This window comes from Noviherbaspirillum phoenicis (assembly GCF_047237965.1).
Classification (GTDB): domain Bacteria; phylum Pseudomonadota; class Gammaproteobacteria; order Burkholderiales; family Burkholderiaceae_D; genus Noviherbaspirillum_A.
Genome location: NZ_JBDFLX010000002.1, coordinates 475,078 through 494,489 on the forward strand (window position 1 = coordinate 475,078; position 19,412 = coordinate 494,489).

The following is a 19,412-nucleotide window of genomic DNA, read 5'->3' on the forward strand; positions in this document are numbered from 1 at the left end:
ACAAACTAATTTTTCTTGCGGATTTTAAAATGGAAAGTTTCGACCAGGAACTGATGCGCCTCACGATGGCCCTGACCGCGGTGTCGCGCAGCTACAAGGCAGTGGCCGACCAGGTTGCCTCCGGCTTCGGGCTGTCGCAGGCAACCGCCTGGCCCGTGGTGATGATCGCCAGGCTGGGCGACGGCGTGCGTCCCGGCGCGCTGGCCGAGGCGCTGGGCCTGGAGCCGTCGTCGCTGGTGCGGGTGATCGACCAGCTGATCGCATCCGGCCTGGTCGAACGGCGCGAGGATGAGAGCGACCGCCGCGCCCGCACCCTGCACCTGACCGAACGCGGCCGCGATTGCGCGGCCCGGCTGGAACAGGCGCTGGTGCCGTTCCGGCGCACGCTGTTCGACGGCATACCGCGCGAGGACATCGCCGTCTGCGCCAGCGTGCTGAGTCGCCTGGATGCGGCGATCGCCGACTATGAAGACGCCGCCGGGAGACGGCGGGCATCGTGAAGTGGCCCAGCCGTACCGAGCTGCTGTTCTCGGTCAAGTCCTTCACCGCCGCGATGCTGGCGCTTTATCTCGCGATGTCGATCGGCCTGCCGCGTCCGTTCTGGGCGATGCTGACCGCCTACGTGGTGTCGAATCCGCTGTCGGGCGCGGTGCGCTCGAAGGCGGCGTACCGGGTCGGCGGCACCTTGCTCGGCTCGATGGCGACGGTGCTGCTGGTGCCGCGCCTGTCGAACGCGCCGGAACTGCTGGCGCTGGCCCTGGCGCTCTGGGTTGGCGGCTGCCTGTATATCTCGCTGCACGACCGCACGCCGCGTTCCTATGTCTTCATGCTGGCCGGCTATACCGCTGCCCTGATCGGTTTTCCCGCGGTGGGCGCACCGGACACCGTGTTCGACGTGGCGCTGGCGCGGGTCGAGGAAATCACGCTGGGCATCGTCTGCGCCACCGTGATCCATAGCGTGGTGCTGCCGCAGAGCATGGCGCCGGCGCTGCTGGCGCGGCTGGACCGGGCGCTGGGAGATGCCCGGCGCTGGCTGCGCGATGCGCTCGGCGCCGGCAGCAATGCGCGCGAGCGGCGCAGCCTGGCGGGCGACATCACCGAACTGCGGCTGATGGCGACCCACCTGCCGTTCGACACCTCGAACCTGCGCTGGACCGGCAACACCATCCATGCGCTGCAGGACAGGCTGGCGCTGATGATGCCGCTGCTGGCCGGCATCGAGGACAGGCTGCATGCGCTGCGCGGTGCCGATGCCGAAGCGGCGTCGCGCTGGCAGGACCTGCTCTCGCGCATCGTCGCCTGGAACGAGGCCGGCGCCGGCGCAAGCGAGGGCGAGGGCGCACCCGGGCGGCTGCATGCCGACATCGACGCGCTGCGTCCGGCGCTGACCGCAAGCTCCGGCTGGACCGACCTGCTGCAGGTCAACCTGGCCGGCCGCCTGCATGCGCTGCTGCGGCTGTGCACGGAATGCGCGAACCTGCGCGTGGCGCTCGACGACAGCCTGCACGGCAGGCAGCCGGCGATGCCGCGGGTGGCGGGATCTCGGCCGCGGGTGCTGCACCGCGATTCCGGCATGGCGCTGCTGTCGGCGGCGGCCGCGGTGATCGCCATCCTGGCGTGCTGCGCCTTCTGGATCCTGACCGCCTGGCCGGCCGGCGCAGCGGCGGCCATGATGGCGGCCGTGTTCTGCTGCTTCTTCGCCACGCAGGACGACCCGGTGCCGGGCATACGGCTGTTCTTCAACTACACGCTGGCGTCGATTCCGGTGTCGGCGGTGTACCTGCTGCTGGTGATGCCGGCGGTGCACAGCTTCGAGATGCTGATGCTGGCGGTGGCGCCCTGCTTCCTGCTGCTGGGCATCTACGTGGCGCGGCCCGCCACTACCGGCGCGGCGATGGCGATGCTGTTCGGCGTGGCCGGCATGCTCAGCATGCAGGACACCGGCGCCATGGACCTGGTGTCCTTCATCAACAGCATGCTGGCGCAGCTGGCCGGCATTGGCGCCGCCGCGGTGTTTACGCGGCTGCTGCGCTCGGTCAGCGCCGACTGGACCGCGCGCCGGCTTCTGCGCGCCGGCTGGCGCGAACTGGCCAGCCTGGCGGGCGAGCGCCGCGTGCCGTCGGTGGAAGCGGTATCGGCGCGGATGGTGGACCGGATCGGCATGCTCACGCCACGGCTGGCGATGGCGGCGTCGCGCGGCCAGCACGACCCCGCCAGCCTGGACGCGCTGCATGCGTTCGGCGACCTGCGCATTGGCCTCAATATCGCGCAGTTGCGGCGCCTGGCGCCGCAACTGCGGCAACAGCAGGCGGCGCTGGCGCGGCTGCTGCAGGACCTGGCCAGCCATTTCCGCGCCGGCCCGCAGCAAGGCGCCGGGTCCGCGCTGCTGCGGCAACTGGATGCAACCCTGGCCGCTGTCTGCGCCGCTGCCGGCAGCGCGGACGCCGCCCGGCAGGACGCGGCGGCTGCGCTGGTGGGCATACGGCGCGGCCTGTTTCCCGACGCCGCCGGCTACCTGGCCGGCGCGGCGGAACCACGCAACCGGATCACGGAGAAGGAACAATGACAGGCGAAGTCAGCCTTTACGGCATTTACATTCCATCGCTGCTCTTGATGGCGCTGCTGGCGCTGGTGGTGTCGCGCAGCCTGTCGTGGCTGCTCGCGCGCGCCGGCTTTTACCGGCTGGTATGGCATCCGGCGCTGTTCGACCTGGCGATGTTCATCGTCGTGCTGGGTGCGCTGTGCCGTTTTTTAACGCTTTGAAGTCGAGGTCGATATGCAATTTTCTCTTTCAGGCATGAGCCGCGTGCTGGTGACCCTGGTCGCGGTGGGCGCGGCGGTGGCGGCCGGCGCCGGCTTGTGGCAACGCTACGAAGTCCAGCCCTGGACCCGCGATGGCCGCATCAAGGCCAACGTGATCCAGGTCGCGCCCGACGTCACCGGGCAGGTCACGCGCATGCTGGTGCATGACAACCAGCAGGTCGCCAGGGGCGAAACCCTGTTCGAGATCGATCGCGCCCGCTTCGAACTGGCGCTGCGCCAGGCCGAAGCCTCGCTGCAGGCGCAGCGCACCGCGCTGGACCAGGCCGAGAACGAGGCGCGCCGCAACCGCCAGCTCGGCAACCTGGTGTCCCAGGAAAACCGCGAACAGGGCCAGGCGAGGGTCAACCAGCTGCGCGCAGCGGTCGACCAGGCGCTGGTGGCGCGCGACGTGGCCCGGCTCAACCTCGACCGCACCCGGGTGGCGGCCAGCAGCGACGGCATCGTCACCAATCTCGACCTGCAGGCCGGCGCCTATGTCAGCGCCGGACATCCGGTGCTGGCGCTGGTGGACCGCAATTCCTTCTACGCGGAAGGCTATTTCGAGGAGACCAAGCTGCCCGGCATCAGCCTGGGCGACGCGGTCAGCGTGTCGCTGATGGGCACGAAGCAGCAGCTCGCCGGCCACGTCGACAGCTTCGCCCAGGGCATCGCCGACCGCGACCGCAACACCGCCGGCAACCTGCTGCCGAACGTGAACCCGACCTTCAACTGGGTGCGGCTGGCGCAGCGCATCCCGGTGCGCATCGCGCTCGACCGCGTGCCCGACGGCGTGCGGCTGGTGTCGGGGCAGACCGTGACGGTGGAAGTGCATCATCGCCAGGACACCCGGGTGGCTGCGCGATGAAGACCGCATTGCCGGGCCGCCTGGCCGCCGCCTCCATGCTCGTCCTGCTCGCCGCCTGCGGCACGGTCGGACCCGACTACCGGGTGCCGGAGCAGGCCGCAGTCAACAAGCCGTCCGCCGCCGCGTCCTTTGCCGGCGCCGCCGAGCCGGCCTACAGCGTCGCGCCGCTGCCGCCGCGCTGGTGGCGGCTGTATCGCGACCCGGCGCTGGACCGTCTGGTCGAACAGGCGCTGGCCGCCAACACCGACTTGCGGGTGGCCTCTGCCAACCTGCGGCGCGCCCGGGCGCTGGAACAGGAAGTGGGCGCCGCCGGCCGGCCCGCGCTTGGCGTCAGCGCCGCGCCGGCCTATGGCCGGCCGTCGGCCGCGGCGCGCGGCCTGCCGGAAGCGCTGCCGGATGCCGCTTCCTATGACGCCGGCGTCTCGGTGTCCTACCAGGTCGACCTGTTCGGCAAGATCGCCCGCGCCATCGAGGCGGCCGACGCCGACAGCGGCGCGGCAGCCGCCGCCTACGACCTGGCGCGCATCAACGTCGCCGCCGGCACGGTGCGCGCCTATGCCGATGCCTGCGCCTCCGCCGCCCAGCTCCAGGTGGCAAGGCGCTCGCTCGGGCTGCAGCAGGACTTCCTCGACCTGACCGCGCAGCGCATTGCCGCCGGCCGCGGCACCGCGCTCGACGCCAGCCGCGCCCAGGCCCAGGCCGAGCAGTTGCGCGCGGCATTGCCGCCGCTGCAGGCGGCGCAGCGCGGCGCGCTGCTGCGCCTGGCCGCGCTGCTGGGCGGCACGCCGGACAAGTTGCCCGACAGCGCCGAGCGCTGCACCGCCCCGCCACGCCTGGCCTTCCCGGTGCCGGTGGGCGACGGCGCGGCGCTGCTGCGGCGTCGGCCCGACATCCGACAGGCCGAACGCGGCCTGGCCTCCGCCAGCGCGCGCATCGGCGTCGCCACCGCCGACCTGTATCCCAGCATCACGCTGGGCCTGTCGGCCGGCAGCACCGGCGCGCTGGCCGGCTTCGGCGCCGGCAATGCCCTGCGCTGGAGCCTGGGGCCGCTGATTTCCTGGTCGCTGCCGGTCAACGGCGCGGCGCGCAGCCGCATCGCCCAGGCCGAGGCGTCCAACGAGGCGGCGCTGGCGCGCTTCGATGGCACGGTGCTCAATGCGCTGCGCGAGGTTGAAACGTCACTGACAGTCTATGCACGCGAGCTGGACCGCAATGCGGCGCTGAAAGCGGCGCGCGAGCAGAGCGCGCTGGCGGCCAGCCAGGCCAGCGAACTCTATCGTTACGGCCGCACCGATTTCCTGACCACGCTGGACACCCAGCGCTCGCTGGCCTCGGCCGAAAGCGCGCTCACGGCCAGCGACGCCCAGCTGGCAAGCGACCAGGTGGCATTGTTCCTGGCGCTGGGCGGCGGTTGGGAAAGCGCCGAGCCCCGGGCCGCGGCGGATTCAATCAATTTCACTGAAACAAGGAAGTAGCATCATGCAAAGTCATCCAGCCGGCAGCGCGCTGCCGGGCAATCCCCCTCCCGCCAATTCCCGTGGCACGGTGCTGTTTGCCAGCCTGATCGGCACCACCATCGAATTCTTCGACTTCTACATCTACGCCACCGCCGCGGTGCTGGTGTTTCCGAAGCTGTTCTTTCCGCCCGGCGACGCCACGGCCGCCACGCTGCAGTCGCTGGCCACGTTTGCCATCGCCTTCTTCGCCCGCCCGGTGGGCTCGGCCGTATTCGGCCACTACGGCGACCGCATTGGCCGCAAGGCCACGCTGGTGGCGGCGCTGCTGACGATGGGCGTCTCCACGGTGGTGATCGGCCTGCTACCCACGTATGCCAGCATCGGCGCGACCGCGCCGATGCTGCTGGCCTTGTGCCGCTTCGGCCAGGGCCTGGGGCTGGGCGGGGAATGGGGCGGCGCGGTGCTGCTGGCGACCGAGAACGCGCCGCCGGGCAAGCGCGCCTGGTATGGCATGTTCCCGCAACTGGGCGCGCCGATCGGCTTCTTCCTGTCGGGCGGCATTTTCCTGCTGCTGTCGGAAGTGCTGAGCGACGCCCAGTTCTTCCAGTACGGCTGGCGCATCCCTTTCCTGGCCAGCGCGCTGCTGGTGGGCGTGGGCCTGTTCGTGCGGCTCAAGATCACCGAGACGCCGGCCTTCCAGAAGGTGCTTGAGAAGAACGAGCGGGTCAAGGTGCCGGTGGTGACGGTGTTTCGCGAGCATGGCCTGACGCTGGTGCTGGGCACGGTGATGGCGCTGGCGACCTTCGTGCTGTTCTACCTGATGACGGTGTTCGCGCTGAGCTGGGGCACCAGCGCGCTCGGCTACAGCCGCCCGCAGTTCCTGCAGCTGCAGCTGTTCTCGGTGCTGTTCTTCGCGCTGACCATCCCGGCGTCGGCGGTGCTGGCCGACCGCTACGGCCGGCGCGCCGCGATGATCCTGGTATCGGCCGCCATCATCGTGTTCGGGCTGGTACTGGCGCCGCTGTTCGGCTCGGGCAGCATGGTCCAGGTCACGCTGTTCATGTCGCTGGGCATGGCGCTGATGGGCATGACCTACGGCCCGCTTGGCACGCTGCTCTCCGAGCTGTTCCCGGCCGAAGTGCGCTACACCGGCTCGTCGCTGACCTTCAATTTCGCCGGCATCCTCGGCGCCTCGCTCGCGCCCTACATCGCGACCTGGCTGGCCAGCCATTACGGCCTGTCCTATGTCGGCTACTACCTCGCGGCGGCGGCGCTGCTGACGCTGCTGGCGCTGCTGGCGACCGGCCGGGCGCGCGCCACCCGGTTCGCGTGACGCGCGTGGCGGCCCATCGGGGCCGGCGCCTCGGTTAAGATGCATGTCCAACCTACAAGGAGGAGACGACATGCAGACGACCCAAGGCGCCGACGAACGCTATCCGCTGGCCGAGCTGGACAACCTGCCGGAGGACATCCGGGCACAGATCCTGGAAGTGCAGCAGAAGTCCGGCTTCGTGCCTAACGTGTTCCTGAAGCTGGCGCGCCGTCCGGACGAATACCGCGCCTTCTTCGCCTACCACGACGCGCTGATGCTGCGCGAAGGCGGCCTCAGCAAGGGCGAGAAGGAAATGATCGTGGTGGCCACCAGTGCCCAGAGCCAGTGCCTCTACTGCGTGGTGGCGCATGGCGCGCTGCTGCGCATCTTCGAGAAGAGCCCGCTGCTGGCCGACCATCTGGCAACCAACTACCGCAAGGCGCCGATCACGCCGCGCCAGCGGGCGATGCTGGATTTCGCGCTGAAGGTGTCGAATGCTTCCCATGCCATCGAGGATGCCGACTTCGCCGCGCTGCATGACCACGGGTTCACTGATGAGGACATCTGGGACATTGGCGCGATCGCCGCGTTCTTTGCCTTGTCGAACCGGATGGCGAACCTGTCGGGCATGATGCCCAATTCGGAGTTTCATCTGCTGGGTCGTATTCCGCGCGAGAAGAAGCCTGGGTAGGGAGGGTTCTGGCGGGGTGGGATTTGGTGGGTAGAGTCCGGCATCTCGCGGTTGCCGTTGATTTTGACGTGCGCGCAGCGACAGTTGCGGTTGCTTTTGAAGTGGCCGTTGCGGTTGCGGTTGCTCTTGAAGTGGCCGTTGCGGTTGCGGTTGCGGTTGCGGTTGCGGTTGCCTTTAAGTCCCGTTGAGCGCGCCGTGCCGTCGGTGCGTGGAGCGGGAAAAGGTGCGGCGTCTGTCTGAGCCAAGCGCAGCTTGGCGAGTTTAGCCGCGCCCCGCTCCATGCATCGACGGCACGGGGACCCTCGCGCAGCGAGGGCGCGATCACCGGGTCGCCTTTTCTTGCCTACTTCTTTTGGCGAAGCAAAAGAAGTAGGTCGCCCGCCGGGGCGAACTCCCGGCCTGGTCATGACGACAGTGCAGTCGGCTTGTTTCACCTGGCGTAAAAACGTCACTGCGAAGCAGCAGTTGCTTTTGAAGTTTGAAGTTTGAAGTTTCAATACGAACGTCAACATCAACTACGACAGTGCTGCCCGTGCGTTGCCGGGTGACGCAATACGATTGCACTGCCGTGGAGACAAGCCGGGAGTCCGTCCCGGCGGCCGGGTTACTTTTTTGCTTCGCCAAAAAAGTAACCAAAAAAGGCGACCCGGTAATCGCGCCCCCGCTGCGCGGGGGTTCCCGTGTCAGCGGTGCCCGGAGCGGGGCGCGGCTAAACTCGCTCCGCTTCGCGGCGCTCAGACAGACGCCGCACCTTTTCCCGCTCCGGGCACCGCTGACACGGCGCGCTCAACGGGATTTCACTGCCACTTCAAAAGCAACGGCAAAGGCCACTTCAAAACCAACGGCAACGTCAAAAGCTATGGCAACGGCAACGGCAACGGCAACGGCAACAGCAACAGCAACGGCAACGGCAACGGCAACGGCAACGGCAACGGCATCCGTTCTATCTGAGATTCCCCTATCCATAAAATTCCCCCATCCCTACTCCCGCCCCACCCAAACCGATCCGGCATTTTTTGACCTGGGTCAACCGCCCTACCCCTTCCTTTCCTAACATGGCCGCACACCCCACCGGCCGCACGCCGCGACCGGCCCGAACCTCCAAGGAGAGTCAAGCGATGCGCACCATGAAAGCAGCGGTATTCAAGGGCCCTGGAAAAATCGTCCTGGACGAGAAGCCGGTCCCCACGCCAGGCGCGGGTGAGGCGCTGGTCAGGATTACCACCACCACCATCTGCGGCACCGACGTGCATATCCTCAAGGGCGAATATCCGGTGGCGCAGGGCCTGACGATAGGCCACGAACCGGTCGGCGTGATCGAGGCGCTCGGTCCGGGGGTGACGGGTTATGCGGTCGGGCAGCGCGTGGTGGCCGGCGCCATCACGCCATGCGGCCAATGCCATACCTGCCTCGATGGCCACCCGTCGCAGTGCGGCGGCAAGGCCATGGGTGGCTGGCGCTTCGGCAATACCATCGACGGCGCACAGGCCGAATACCTGCTGGTGCCGAATGCGATGGCCAACCTGGAAGTGATACCCGATGGCCTGACCGATGAAGAAGTGCTGATGTGCCCGGACATCATGAGCACCGGCTTCGGCGGCGCCGAAAGCGGAGGCATACGGATAGGCGACACGGTGGTGGTGTTTGCCCAGGGGCCGATCGGCCTGTGCGCCACCGCCGGCGCGAAGTTGAAGGGCGCCAGCCGCATCATCGTGGTCGATGGCGTGCCGGCGCGGCTGGCGATGGCCAGGCGCCTCGGCGCCGATATCGTGGTGGACTACACCCGGGTCAATCCGGTCGACGAGATCATGCGCATTACCCATGGGCAGGGCGCCGACGTGGCGATCGAGGCGCTGGGCACGCAGCAGACGTTCGAAAGCTGCCTGCGGGTGCTGAAGCCGGGCGGCACGCTGTCCAGCCTCGGCGTGTACTCCGGCAAGCTGTCGCTGCCGCTGGACGCCTTTGCCGCCGGCCTGGGCGACCACAAGATCATCACCACGCTCTGCCCTGGCGGCAAGGAACGCATGCGCCGGCTGATGAACGTGGTCGCCTCCGGCCGCATTGACCTCAAGTCCATGGTCACGCACCGCTTCAGGCTGGACCAGATCGAGCAGGCCTACGACCTGTTTGCCAATCAGCGCGACGGCGTGCTGAAGGTGGCGATCACGCCCTGATGGGAAGGCAGGGACGCTGCATCTACTTCGCCGCCGTCACCGGCAGGCCGGCCAGGTAGTCGGCCAGCACGTCGATGTCGTCCGGCGTCAGCGCCTGGGCGGCGGAGGTCATCACGCCGTCCATCTCGCCGCGGGTCGATGCCTTGAAGCTGGCGAGCTGGGCACGCAGGTAATCCTTGTGCTGCCCGGCCAGGCGCGGGATGTGCTGCTGGCCCATCAGGTTGGCTGCATGGCAGGCCACGCAATTGTTCTGCACCGACAGCTGCCTGCCTTTCTCGACATTGGCCGGCGCGGTCTTGTGCTGCGTGGCCGGCGCCGGCTGCGCCGAGTAATAGGCGGCGAGGTCGTTCATGTCGGCATTGCTGAGCTTGGCCGCCATCGGCGACATGATCTCGTTCTGCCGCTTGCCTTCGCGGAACTGGTACAGCGCCGAGACGATGAATTGCTTGGGCTGGCCCGACAGCGACGGGAAGGCGGGGTTGGTCGAATTGCCGTTCTCGCCATGGCAGGCGACGCAGGCCTGGGCCTTGGCGCGGCCTTCCTCGGCGCCGGCCACGGCCTGGCCGGCATGGGCTGACAGCAGGAGCGCGGCGGCCCAGGCCGCCGCGCCCGCCCGCCTGGACAACAGGGAGCGGGACATCGTCATTTCTTGTAGCTCACGCGGTAGATGATGCCGTTATAGTCGTCCGACACCAGCAGCGAGCCGTCGGCCATCTGCAGCACGTCGGCTGGCCGGCCCCACATCGGCGGGTCGGCCTTCTCGTCGGTCATGAAGCCTTCCAGGAAGGGCTCGGACTTGGCATTGCCCTTGCCGTCCATGGTCACGCGCACCACGTTGTAGCCTTGCTTGGTCGTGCGGTTCCAGGAGCCGTGCTGGGCAATGAAGATGTTGTTGGTATAGCTGGCCGGGAACATCTTGCCGGTGTAGAAGCGCATGCCCAGCGGCGCCACGTGCGCGCCGAGGTTGAGCTTGGGCTTGGTGAAGTCGGCGCAGGAGCGGTTCTTGCCATATTGCGGATCAAGGAAATCGCCCTGGAAGCAATACGGGAAGCCGAAATGCTCGCCCTGCTTGGTTGCCACGTTGAGCTCGTCGGACGGCATGTCGTCGCTGATCCAGTCGCGCGCATGCTCGGTGAACCACAGCTGCTTGGTCTTGGGATGGAAGGCCATGCCGACGCTGTTGCGCACGCCCTGCGCATAGTTTTCCAGCACGCCGGTCTTGGGATCGACCCGCATGATGACCGCTTCCATATAGGTCGGCATCGTGATGTTCTGTGGCGAGCCGATGTTGAAGTAGAGCTTGCCGTCCGGGCCCATCGCCAGGTACTTCCAGAAGTGGCCCGGCTGCTTGTGCGGGTCGAGGTTGTCCACCACCACCACCGCCTGCGGCGGGCTGTCGAGCTGGCTCTCGATGTTGTCGTAGCGGGTGATGCGGTGACGCTCGGCGACATACAGGGTGCCCTTGTCGAACACCACGCCGTTCGGGCTGTTCAGGCCCTTGAACAGGGTCTTGACCTCGCGCTTGCCGTCCTTGTCGACGATAGCATAGACATTCGACAGGTTGCGGTTGCTGACGAACACGGTGCCCTTGTCGCCCAGCGCCAGAGAGCGCGCCTCGGGCACGCCTTCGGCCCAGACCTCGACCTTGAAGCCGGCCGGCACCTTGAGCTTGTCGATCGGCAGTTCGCTGGCGGCGCGGCCAGTCATGTGCGGCGCAAACGGATGCAGCGGCGAGCTGGCCTGTCCCTCCGCCATGCCCTGCTTCCATGCCGGCGCCGGAGCGGCAGCAGGTGCAGCGGCTGGGGCAGCGGCGGGTGCAGCAGCTGGAGTGGCGGCGGGTGCGGCCGCGGGCGCGGCTGCCTGCTGCGCCATCGCGGCGGGTCCGAACACAATGGCGGCGCAGAGCGCGCTCAGCTTCCATGCATGATTCATGCGGGTTCTCCTTTTTTTCTGGTTGTGCGCCCGATACCGGGCTGGTGGTTGGACAGGTTGAATACGTAGTGCATGCGCCGCCATGCCGGCATGGCAGCCGGGCACCGTCTGCGGTGCGGCGCAGCCTGCAAGGGCGTTGCGGGAAAGGGGGTAATAGCGATGTCTCCGTGCCTGTACTTTTAATTGTGCGGTCGATTATACGGAGAAGTACAACGCCTTGCCCATCCCACCGCCGTGCCCTATGTCCAGACGCAAGGCATGCTTCGGGACGGGACGTGATTGCTGGTGTCGCCGAGGCGGCGGAGAAAGGCCAGGTAGGCCGTGGCCGTGGCCGTGGCCGTGGCCGTGGCCGTGGCCGTGGCCGTGGCCGTGGCCGTGGCCGTGGCCGTGGCCGTGGCCGTTGTTTTTGAAGTGGCCGTTGCAGTTGCAGTTGCAGTTGCAGTTGCAGTTGCAGTTGCAGTTGCAGTTGCAGTTGCAGTTGCAGTTGCAGTGAAGTCCCGTTGAGCGCGCCGTGTCAGCGGTGCCCGGAGCGGGAAAAGGTGCGGCGTCTGTCTGAGCCAAGCGCAGCTTGGCGAGTTTAGCCGCGCCCCGCTCCGGGTACCGCTGGCACGGGCACCCCGCGCAGCGGGGCGCGATCACCGGGTCGCCTTTTTTTGGTTACTTTTTTTGGCGAAGTGTATAGACCGGGGACATGGGTAACAACTGTGCCGGGACATGGGTAACACTTTGGCGTATTCCATATCAAGCCAAAGGATTCTCTAACCATGCCCTGGAAAGACGTTGACATGATGACCCTTCGACAAGAATTTACGGCGCTAGCGCAGCAGGATGGCGTGAACTTCAGTGCCCTATGCACGCGTTTTGGAATCAGTCGCAAGACAGGATACAAATGGCGTGAACGCAGCATGACGCAGGGCCCTGCTGGCCTGCAGGACTGCTCGCGCAGACCCTGCAATACGCCACTGCGTACCAGCCAGGCAAACGAAGAGCTGGTAGTGAAGGTGCGTCTGAAACATCCCACCTGGGGCGGCCGCAAGATTCATCGCAGCCTGCTCAATCAGGGTCACATCCAGGTGCCAACCCCCAGCACCATTACCCGGATTCTGCATCGACATGGCTTGATCTCAGAAAAGGCAAGCGCAAACAGCACCGCCTGGCAGCGCTTCGAGCATGCCCAGCCCAATGATCTCTGGCAGATCGACTTCAAGGGCCATTTCCAGACCGGCCAGGCCACGTGTCATCCACTGACCGTGCTGGATGATCATTCACGCTACAACATCGTCCTGCAGGCTTGCCTGAACCCGGACACTGCCACTGTGCAGGCAGCTCTGGAAACTGCCTTTCGCCATCACGGCATGCCAGTACGGATCAACGCTGACAACGGTTCTCCATGGGGCAGTCCGTCGCAGCACGAACACGGCATCACCAAGCTCACCATCTGGTTGATTCAGTTGGGCATTCGCATCAGTCACAGTCGTCCGGCTCATCCACAGACCAATGGCAAGGACGAACGTTTCCATCGCACGCTCAAGGCAGATGTGCTGCACGGGCGTCACTTCGTTGACCTTGAGGAGGTCCAGAACGCATTCGACCGCTGGCGAATGATCTACAACAACGAGCGGCCGCATGAAGCCATCGGCATGGCCACGCCGGTAACCCGGTTCCGGCAAAGCCGTCTGGCCTATCCCGAGCGATTGCCAGAGATTGTTTATCCGCAGGAAGACCTGGTGGAGACCGTCGGGTGGAACGGGCATGTGAAGTTCCACAAGCGCAGCTTTCGCGTCTCCAGCGCCTTGCACAGGCATCGTATTGCGGCCCGCGCCCTGTCAGGCCAGGACGGCATCTATGACCTGTACTTTGCGCATCAGCGATTTGGCCAAATCGACTTGCGCGATGCCGAAAAGCACGATTAAATCTGTTACCCATGTCCCGGCACATGTGTAACCTATGTCCCCGGTCTATACAGCGAAGCAAAAAAAGTGACCCGGCCGCCGGGACGGATTCCCGGCTTGTCTCCACGGCAGTGCAGCCGCATTGCGTCACCCGGCAAGGCGCGGGCAGCACTGTCGGTGTTGTCTTTGACGTGTTCGTTGAACATGGCTTAACGTCAAAAGCAACTACTGCTTCGCATTGACGTCTTTACGCCTGGTGACCCAATGCGCATGTCCTCGCATCATGACCAGGCCGGGTGTTCGCCCCGGCGGGCGAGTCACTTTTTTGCTTCGCCAAAAAAGTAACCAAAAAAGGCGACCCCGACTGTGCCGCCCCGCTGCGCGGGGTTCCCGTGCCGTCGATACCCGGAGCGGGGCGCGGCTAAACTCGCTCCGCTGCGCGGCGCTCAGACAGACGCCGCACCTTTTCCCGCTCCGGGCATCGCCGTCACGGCGGTACACAGACGGGGACCCTAACTGCAACGGCAACGGCAACGGCAACTGCAACGGCAACGGCAACCGCAACGGCAACGGCAACCGCAACGGCAACGGCAACCGCAACGGCAACGGCAACCGCAATTACCTCCTGACCAGCGTCAGCGCTCCCTTAATCCACCTTGATATTTCCCGTTTTCACCACCTCCCGCCACATCGCCAGCTCCGTCCCCAGCATGGTCCCGAACTCCGCCGGCGTGGCGCTGTAGGCTTCCGCGCCTTCGCTCACCAGCCGTCCCTTCAACGGCTCCTTGGCCGACGCCTCGTTGACCAGCGCATTGAGCCTGGTGACGATCGGCGCCGGCAGGCCGGCGGGTGCGACGATGCCCCACCAGGTGGTGATGTTGAAATTCGGGATGCCGGCTTCCGCTACCGTCGGCACATTGGGAAACAGGGACGAGCGCTGCGCGCCGGTGGTGGCGATCATGTCGACCGCGCCTGACTTCACGTATTGCAGCATGGTCGGGAAGGTGGCGAAGAAGGCGTGGGTGCGGCCGGCGAGGAAGTCGACCGTGGCCGGACCGCTGCCCTTGTAGGGCACATGCGTGAGCTTGGCGCCGGTCTTCTGCACGAACAGTTCGCCCGCCAGGTGGGTGACGCTGCCGGCGCCGGAAGAACAGAAGTCCAGCCCTTCGGGCTTGCTCTTGCTGGCCGCCACCAGGTCTTTCACGCTCTTGAAACCCATGCCCTTGCTGGTGACGACCATCAGCGGGCCGCGGCCTATCATCGCGATCGGGGTGAAGTCCTTCTTCACGTCATACGATGCCTTCTTCTCGGTGGCCGCATGGGTGACGAAGGTGGAGGTCACGAACAGCAGCGTGTAGCCGTCGGGGTCGGCGCGGGCCACCGACTTCGCGGCGATCGCGCCGCCGCCGCCGCCGCGGTTGTCCACCACCACCGGCTGGCCCAGGCGGTCGGACAGGAACTTGCCCAGCTCGCGGGCAATGCTGTCGGTGCCGCCGCCGGCGGCAAACGGCACCACCAGGGTGATCGGGCGCTTGGGATAGTCCTGCGCCGCGGCCATCAGCGGCATGGCGGTCAGTGCGAGTGCGATGGCCTTGAGCGCGAAACGGCGGCCGGGTGGGAAAGTCATGGAAATCTCCTTGTTGATTCTGGTGCATGCGCCCACCCCATCGCCCCTGGCGAACCACGGTCGATGGGTCGGGCGCTTCGGAAGAAGGTGCTCAGTCCGAGCCGAGCTGCAGCTTGTTGGCCTGTCGCTTTTCGATGGCCGACTTCAAGAGCGCTGCGCTGCGATAGATGCCGTGCGCGAATTTCCCGTACGGCAGGGTGGCGAACAGCGCCATCACCACGCCCAGATGCACCGCCAGCAGGAGGCCCATCGCGCCGCTGTCGCGCCAGGCCAGCAGGGCCAGGCCGGTGGCGCTGGTCAGCAGCAGCAACGCGATGAAGCCGCGGTCCATCGGCCGCTGCTTCACGTCGCCCTGCGCCGGATCGCGCCTGAGATTCAGCCATAGCAGGCCGGCCGGTCCGATCAGGAGGCCAATGCCGCCGGCGGTGCCGAGCAGCACCGGCAGGCTGGTCAGCGCATACGGCGCATGCAGGTCCAGCAGATAGTGGTACAGCGTGGCCACCGAGGTGGCGGCGAAGCACAGCATGAAGCCGTAGAAGGTGAAATGGTGGAAGCGCCGCCGCGCCAGCGTGAAGCGGTCGTCTTCCTCGTTGCAGCCGTCGCCATGGCCGCCGTCCAGGTATTTCAGCGTCAGCGCATTCTTCGCCGCTTCGGCCACTGCCGGGGCGGTGGCTTGTCCGGGCGACACGTCGCGCCAGAAGCGGCGCACGCCGATGCCCAGCGCCAGCACGGCGAAGCCGAATACGGCGCCGAACATCGCCGCCATCAGGTTGTGCGGGAAGATCGCATAGAAATTGCCGGCCAGCGGCGCATGCAGCAGCGTGCCGTTGCGCGCCACCGCCAGCACCAGGAACAGCGCCAGGCCGGCCGCCAGCGCCAGCGCCACCGTCAGGCCGTTGCGCTTGTAGAGCGCGCCCAATGCGGGCGGCCATGCATACTCCGCATAGGTCTGGCCGCGCACCGTCGCCATCGCATGCGGCACGTTGACCGCGAACTCGTGCGGCGGCGCGTACTGGCAGGCGTGATAGCAGGCGCCGCAGTTGTGGCACAGGTTGGCCAGGTAGTTGACGTCGGCCTTGCCGAATTCCAGCCGGCGCGTCATGGCCGGGAACACCGCGCAGAAGCCTTCGCAATAGCGGCAGGCATTGCAGATCTGCATCTGGCGCGCCACTTCGGCTTCGGGCCCGGTCAGGGCCAGCACCTGGAATTCCGGCTGCGGGCCGCCGGCATTGCGCAGCACGCGGTCTTCGGAGGGAGATACCTGGTCGCGCGCATCGCGCACCAGCGCTTCAAGCTGCTGCATGGTGTTTTCCTTGTTTCGCTTCGAGCGCCGCGGCGGCGGCGCGGGTGCCGGCAATGCGGCCAAAGGCGGTGCCGATCGACATGCCGACGCCGGCGGTATAGCCCTTGCCCAGCACGTTGCCGGCCATCATTTCACCGGCGACGAACAGGTTGTCGCTGGGCCGGCCGCCGAAATGCACCGCGGCATGCTCGTCGACCTTCAGGCCGAGATAGGTGAAGGTGATGCCCGGCCGCAGCGGATAGCCATAGAACGGCGCCGTATCGATCGGCCGCGCCCAGTGAGTCTTGGCCGGGGCCAGGCCCTCAGTATGGCAGTCGTCGAGCGCGGTGTGGTCGAAGGTGCCGACGCGGCAGGCGGCGTTGTAGTCCGACAGGGTGCGCATGAACTGCTCGCGCGGCAGGCCTAGCTTGTCCGCCAGCTCGGGCAGGCTGCCCGCCACCGTGCCGGGAAACACCGGCGGCATGAAGCGCCCCACGGCCTTGGCGTCGATGATGGAGTAGCCGATCTGCCCGGGCTGGCCGGCCACCAGCCGGCCCCAGATCGCATAGCGCTTGGGCCAGAAGTCCTCGCCCTCGTCGTAGAAGCGCTCGGCCTGGCGGTTCACCACCACGCCCAGCGAGACGCAGTCGATGCGGGTGCAGATGCCGCCGTCATACAGCGGCGCGCGGGCGTCGATCGCCACGCAGTGCGACTGCGACGGATCGCCGATCACGTCGGCGCCGGCATCGATCATGTATTTCAGCAACACGCCCTGGTTGAAGCGGGTGCCGCGGATCAGGAAATTATCGGCCGGCCATTCGCCGGCGTCGTTCTGGCCCCAGGCTTCGCGCAGCCATTCGCGGTTGGACTCGAAGCCGCCGGCCGCCAGCACGCAGGCGCGGGCCTCGAAGCGCCTTGCGCCGCTGCGGGCGGCGACGAAGCGGCCTTCATCGAGTTCGATTGCGTCGACCGGCGTCTCGTAGAGCACCTTGACGCCCATTGCCTCGGCGCTGCGGTAGTAGGCATTCACCAGGGCCTTGCCGCCGCCCATGAAGAAGGCGTTGGTGCGGGCCACGTGCAGCGCGCCCGACAGCGGCGGCTGGAAGCGCACGCCATGCTTCTGCATCCACGGCCGGCAGTTCGACGAGGCGCGTATGGCCAGCCGCGCCAGCTTTTCATCGGTCAGGCCGCCGGTCACCTTCAGCAGGTCCTGCCAGTACTCTTCCTCGGGATAGGCGTCCACCAGCACGTCCTGCGGCGCATCGTGCATGCAGCGCAGGTTGCGGGTGTGCTGGGAATTGCCGCCGCGCCATTCGCGCGGGGCCGATTCCAGCATCAGCACCGAGGCGCCCGCCTCGCGCGCCATCAGGGCGGCACACAGGGCGGCGTTTCCGCCGCCGATCACCAATACGTCGACCATCGTCACTCTCCAGGCTCAATGGCGGGGACTGTAACCGACCGGCGCCATGACCGACAGAGCGCCGGCGGCAACGGGCCTTCAGGATTCGTGAAGGGTGGCGCCCGGCCAGCGTCCCTGCAGCACCAGGTCGCGCATCACGCTCTGCAGCACCACCCGCGCCGCCAGCCCGGCCGGCGACAGTTCATCGTCCGACAGGCTGGTCAGCAGATTGGGACGGCGCACCGCGCTGTCGGCGATCTCCAGCGTGACCAGCGGCTCGCCGCCCAGCCGCGCCAGCGCCGCGCCCGGCTGTATGGTGGCGCCATAGCCGGCCCGCACCGCATCCATCAGCACCGCCAGGCCATCGATCTCGGCCACCACGTTCAATGCATAGCGGCCGCGGCTGGACGCCGCATTGAGCAGGGCGCGCAGGCCATGCTGGTTGCTGGGCAGGATCAGCGGCAGGTCGGCCAGCTCGCCGACCTCGACCCGTTCACGATCCGGCAAGCCTGCCAGGCCAGGGCGCGCGATCAGGAACAGGCGCTCGTCCAGCACCGGCAGCACGCTCCAGCGCTGCCCGCGGTCGGCCTGGAACAGCACCGCCAGGTCGAGCTGGCGGGCGCGCAGCATCGAAGTCAGGTTGCCCGACAGGCTTTCCACCAGGTGCAGCCGCACCTCCGGATAGCGTTCGCGCATTGCCGCCATGAAGGGCAGGCCCAGCACCGCGCTGGTGCTGGGCGGCAGGCCGACGCTGACATGGCCCGACAGCCGCGCCAGCTGGGCCGCGCGCACCGCGTCGTCGGCATGGCGCAGCGCGAGCTGGGCCTGGCGCCAGAAGGCCAGGCCGGCATCGGTCGGCACCACGCCGGTGGAGGTGCGCTGCAAAAGGCGGGTGGAGAGTTCGCCCTCCAGCCGGCTGATCTGCTGGCTCAGCGCCGACGTCACCACGCCGAGGTCGAGCGCGGCGCGGCCCATGCTGCCCAGTTCGACCACGCGCACGAAATAGCGCAGCTGGCGCAGTTCCATCATGTCCTCCGCATGGCGCCGAGCCAGGTGCCGCACACCACGCAGCCGAAGCCGAACAGCAGCCACCATGAAAACGGCTCGCCGAGGAAGGCCACCGCGAAGGCGATGGCAAACAGCGGCACCCAGTTCAGGAACAGCGCGGTGCGGCTGATGCCGAGGATGCCGATCGAGCGGTTCCAGATCAGGTTGCCGACAGCCGACGCCAATACCCCGGAAAACAGGATCAGCGACCAGGACTGCCAGCCGGAGGACAGGATGCGCTGGTCGAAGCCGGCCAGCGCCGCATGCAGCATCAGCAGCGCGGTGCCGACCAGGTAGATGCTGAGGCTGATGGACAGCACGTCGAGCTGGCGCGCCAGGCGCTGCACCAGCACGCCGCCCAGCGCAAAGCTCAGCACCGAGGCGCCGACCAGCAGGTCGCCCAGGCCGGCCGCGCCGACGCCGGCGCCGGGACGATGCAGGATCACGCCGGCCACGCCGGCCAGGCCGAGCGCGATGCCGGCCAGGCGCGGCAGCGCCAGGCGCTCGCGGAAGGCGATGGCGGCCAGCAGCGAGGACACCAGCGGCCCGAGCGCCACGATCAGCGCGCTGTTGGTGGCGCTGGTGCGCGCCATGCCGCTGGTGAAGAACACCTGGTTGCCATAGACCATCAGCATGCTGCAGGCCAGCAGCAGCGGCCAGTGGCGCCGCGGCATGCGCGGCAGGCGGCCGCCGGCGCGCAGCGCCAGCGCCGCGAACACGCAGCAGGTGAAGAACATGCGCACCGCCGCCAGCGTGGTGAAGTCGAAGCGGCCGGCCAGCACCCGCACCGCCGGAATGTTCAGGCCCCACAGGGCCATGGCCGCGGTCAGCACCAGCTGGGCGCGCAGGTTGTGGGCGGGGGATACCGGCGATGGGGTATCGGCCGAAACCGGAGCCGGCGCTGCGCCGGCGGGGGCCTGGGTCTTCATCGG

Annotated in this window: 17 protein-coding genes; 9 read left to right on the forward strand and 8 right to left on the reverse strand. The window is 67.3% G+C overall.

Annotated features, from left to right (window positions below):
• The first annotated feature begins 29 nt into the window (after positions 1-29).
• The 7 genes from ABC383_RS21760 to ABC383_RS21790 all read left to right on the forward strand — a co-directional run bounded on the left by ABC383_RS21760 (position 30) and on the right by ABC383_RS21790 (position 7,127).
• The gene (locus ABC383_RS21760; protein ID WP_413017157.1) at positions 30-500 is read left to right on the forward strand and encodes a MarR family winged helix-turn-helix transcriptional regulator; all 471 of its coding nucleotides are present in this window, start codon (positions 30-32) and stop codon (positions 498-500) included.
• Positions 497-2,566: an FUSC family protein gene (locus ABC383_RS21765; protein WP_413017159.1), complete on the forward strand. Its 2,070-nt coding sequence runs from the start codon at positions 497-499 to the stop codon at positions 2,564-2,566. The genes ABC383_RS21760 and ABC383_RS21765 overlap by 4 nt, the downstream gene beginning before the upstream one ends.
• Complete coding sequence (locus ABC383_RS21770) at positions 2,563-2,763, forward strand: DUF1656 domain-containing protein (RefSeq protein WP_413017161.1); 201 nt, start codon at positions 2,563-2,565, stop codon at positions 2,761-2,763. Before ABC383_RS21765 ends, ABC383_RS21770 begins: the two co-directional genes overlap by 4 nt.
• Positions 2,764-2,776: 13 nt before the next feature.
• Positions 2,777-3,667, forward strand: coding sequence for an efflux RND transporter periplasmic adaptor subunit (locus tag ABC383_RS21775; protein WP_413017162.1), 891 nt, complete (start codon positions 2,777-2,779; stop codon positions 3,665-3,667).
• Positions 3,664-5,142 (forward strand): efflux transporter outer membrane subunit, encoded by a 1,479-nt coding sequence (locus ABC383_RS21780; protein WP_413017164.1) that lies wholly within the window; start codon positions 3,664-3,666, stop codon positions 5,140-5,142. Before ABC383_RS21775 ends, ABC383_RS21780 begins: the two co-directional genes overlap by 4 nt.
• A gap of 4 nt (positions 5,143-5,146) precedes the next feature.
• Positions 5,147-6,457, forward strand: coding sequence for an MFS transporter (locus ABC383_RS21785; protein ID WP_413017166.1), 1,311 nt, complete (start codon positions 5,147-5,149; stop codon positions 6,455-6,457).
• 70 nt (positions 6,458-6,527) lie between these two features.
• Positions 6,528-7,127, forward strand: coding sequence for a peroxidase-related enzyme (locus tag ABC383_RS21790; RefSeq protein ID WP_413017168.1), 600 nt, complete (start codon positions 6,528-6,530; stop codon positions 7,125-7,127).
• A gap of 786 nt (positions 7,128-7,913) precedes the next feature.
• Here the strand turns inward: ABC383_RS21790 and ABC383_RS21795 are convergent.
• Complete coding sequence (locus ABC383_RS21795; RefSeq protein WP_413017170.1) at positions 7,914-8,093, reverse strand: hypothetical protein; 180 nt, start codon at positions 8,091-8,093, stop codon at positions 7,914-7,916.
• Positions 8,094-8,245: 152 nt separating this feature from the next.
• Between ABC383_RS21795 and ABC383_RS21800 the strand changes: the two genes are divergently transcribed.
• Positions 8,246-9,301 carry an NAD(P)-dependent alcohol dehydrogenase gene (locus ABC383_RS21800; protein WP_413017172.1) on the forward strand — a complete coding sequence of 352 codons (1,056 nt, stop codon included), beginning with the start codon at positions 8,246-8,248 and terminating at the stop codon, positions 9,299-9,301.
• Positions 9,302-9,323: 22 nt separating this feature from the next.
• Here the strand turns inward: ABC383_RS21800 and ABC383_RS21805 are convergent, their stop codons facing one another.
• Both ABC383_RS21805 and ABC383_RS21810 read right to left on the reverse strand, forming a co-directional pair.
• Entirely contained in the window at positions 9,324-9,941 is a 618-nt protein-coding gene (locus ABC383_RS21805; RefSeq protein WP_413017174.1) for a c-type cytochrome, read from the reverse strand.
• Between the two features lie 2 nt (positions 9,942-9,943).
• Entirely contained in the window at positions 9,944-11,233 is a 1,290-nt protein-coding gene (locus ABC383_RS21810; protein ID WP_413017176.1) for a PQQ-dependent sugar dehydrogenase, read from the reverse strand.
• A gap of 764 nt (positions 11,234-11,997) precedes the next feature.
• Between ABC383_RS21810 and ABC383_RS21815 the strand changes: the two genes are divergently transcribed.
• Entirely contained in the window at positions 11,998-13,146 is a 1,149-nt protein-coding gene (locus tag ABC383_RS21815; protein WP_413011093.1) for an IS481 family transposase, read from the forward strand.
• 625 nt (positions 13,147-13,771) lie between these two features.
• Here the strand turns inward: ABC383_RS21815 and ABC383_RS21820 are convergent.
• The 5 genes from ABC383_RS21820 to ABC383_RS21840 form a co-directional block, all read right to left on the reverse strand.
• Positions 13,772-14,752, reverse strand: a complete 981-nt coding sequence (locus tag ABC383_RS21820; RefSeq protein ID WP_413017178.1) for a Bug family tripartite tricarboxylate transporter substrate binding protein — start codon at positions 14,750-14,752, stop codon at positions 13,772-13,774.
• 91 nt (positions 14,753-14,843) lie between these two features.
• On the reverse strand, positions 14,844-16,055 hold the full coding sequence (gene tcuB / locus ABC383_RS21825; protein WP_413017180.1) for a tricarballylate utilization 4Fe-4S protein TcuB: 1,212 nt from the start codon (positions 16,053-16,055) through the stop codon (positions 14,844-14,846).
• Complete coding sequence (gene tcuA / locus ABC383_RS21830; protein WP_413017182.1) at positions 16,042-17,454, reverse strand: FAD-dependent tricarballylate dehydrogenase TcuA; 1,413 nt, start codon at positions 17,452-17,454, stop codon at positions 16,042-16,044. Before tcuA ends, tcuB begins: the two co-directional genes overlap by 14 nt.
• Positions 17,455-17,532: 78 nt before the next feature.
• Complete coding sequence (locus ABC383_RS21835) at positions 17,533-18,459, reverse strand: LysR family transcriptional regulator (protein WP_194712582.1); 927 nt, start codon at positions 18,457-18,459, stop codon at positions 17,533-17,535.
• Entirely contained in the window at positions 18,459-19,409 is a 951-nt protein-coding gene (locus tag ABC383_RS21840; protein WP_413017184.1) for a DMT family transporter, read from the reverse strand. Before ABC383_RS21840 ends, ABC383_RS21835 begins: the two co-directional genes overlap by 1 nt.
• Positions 19,410-19,412 lie beyond the last annotated feature (3 nt).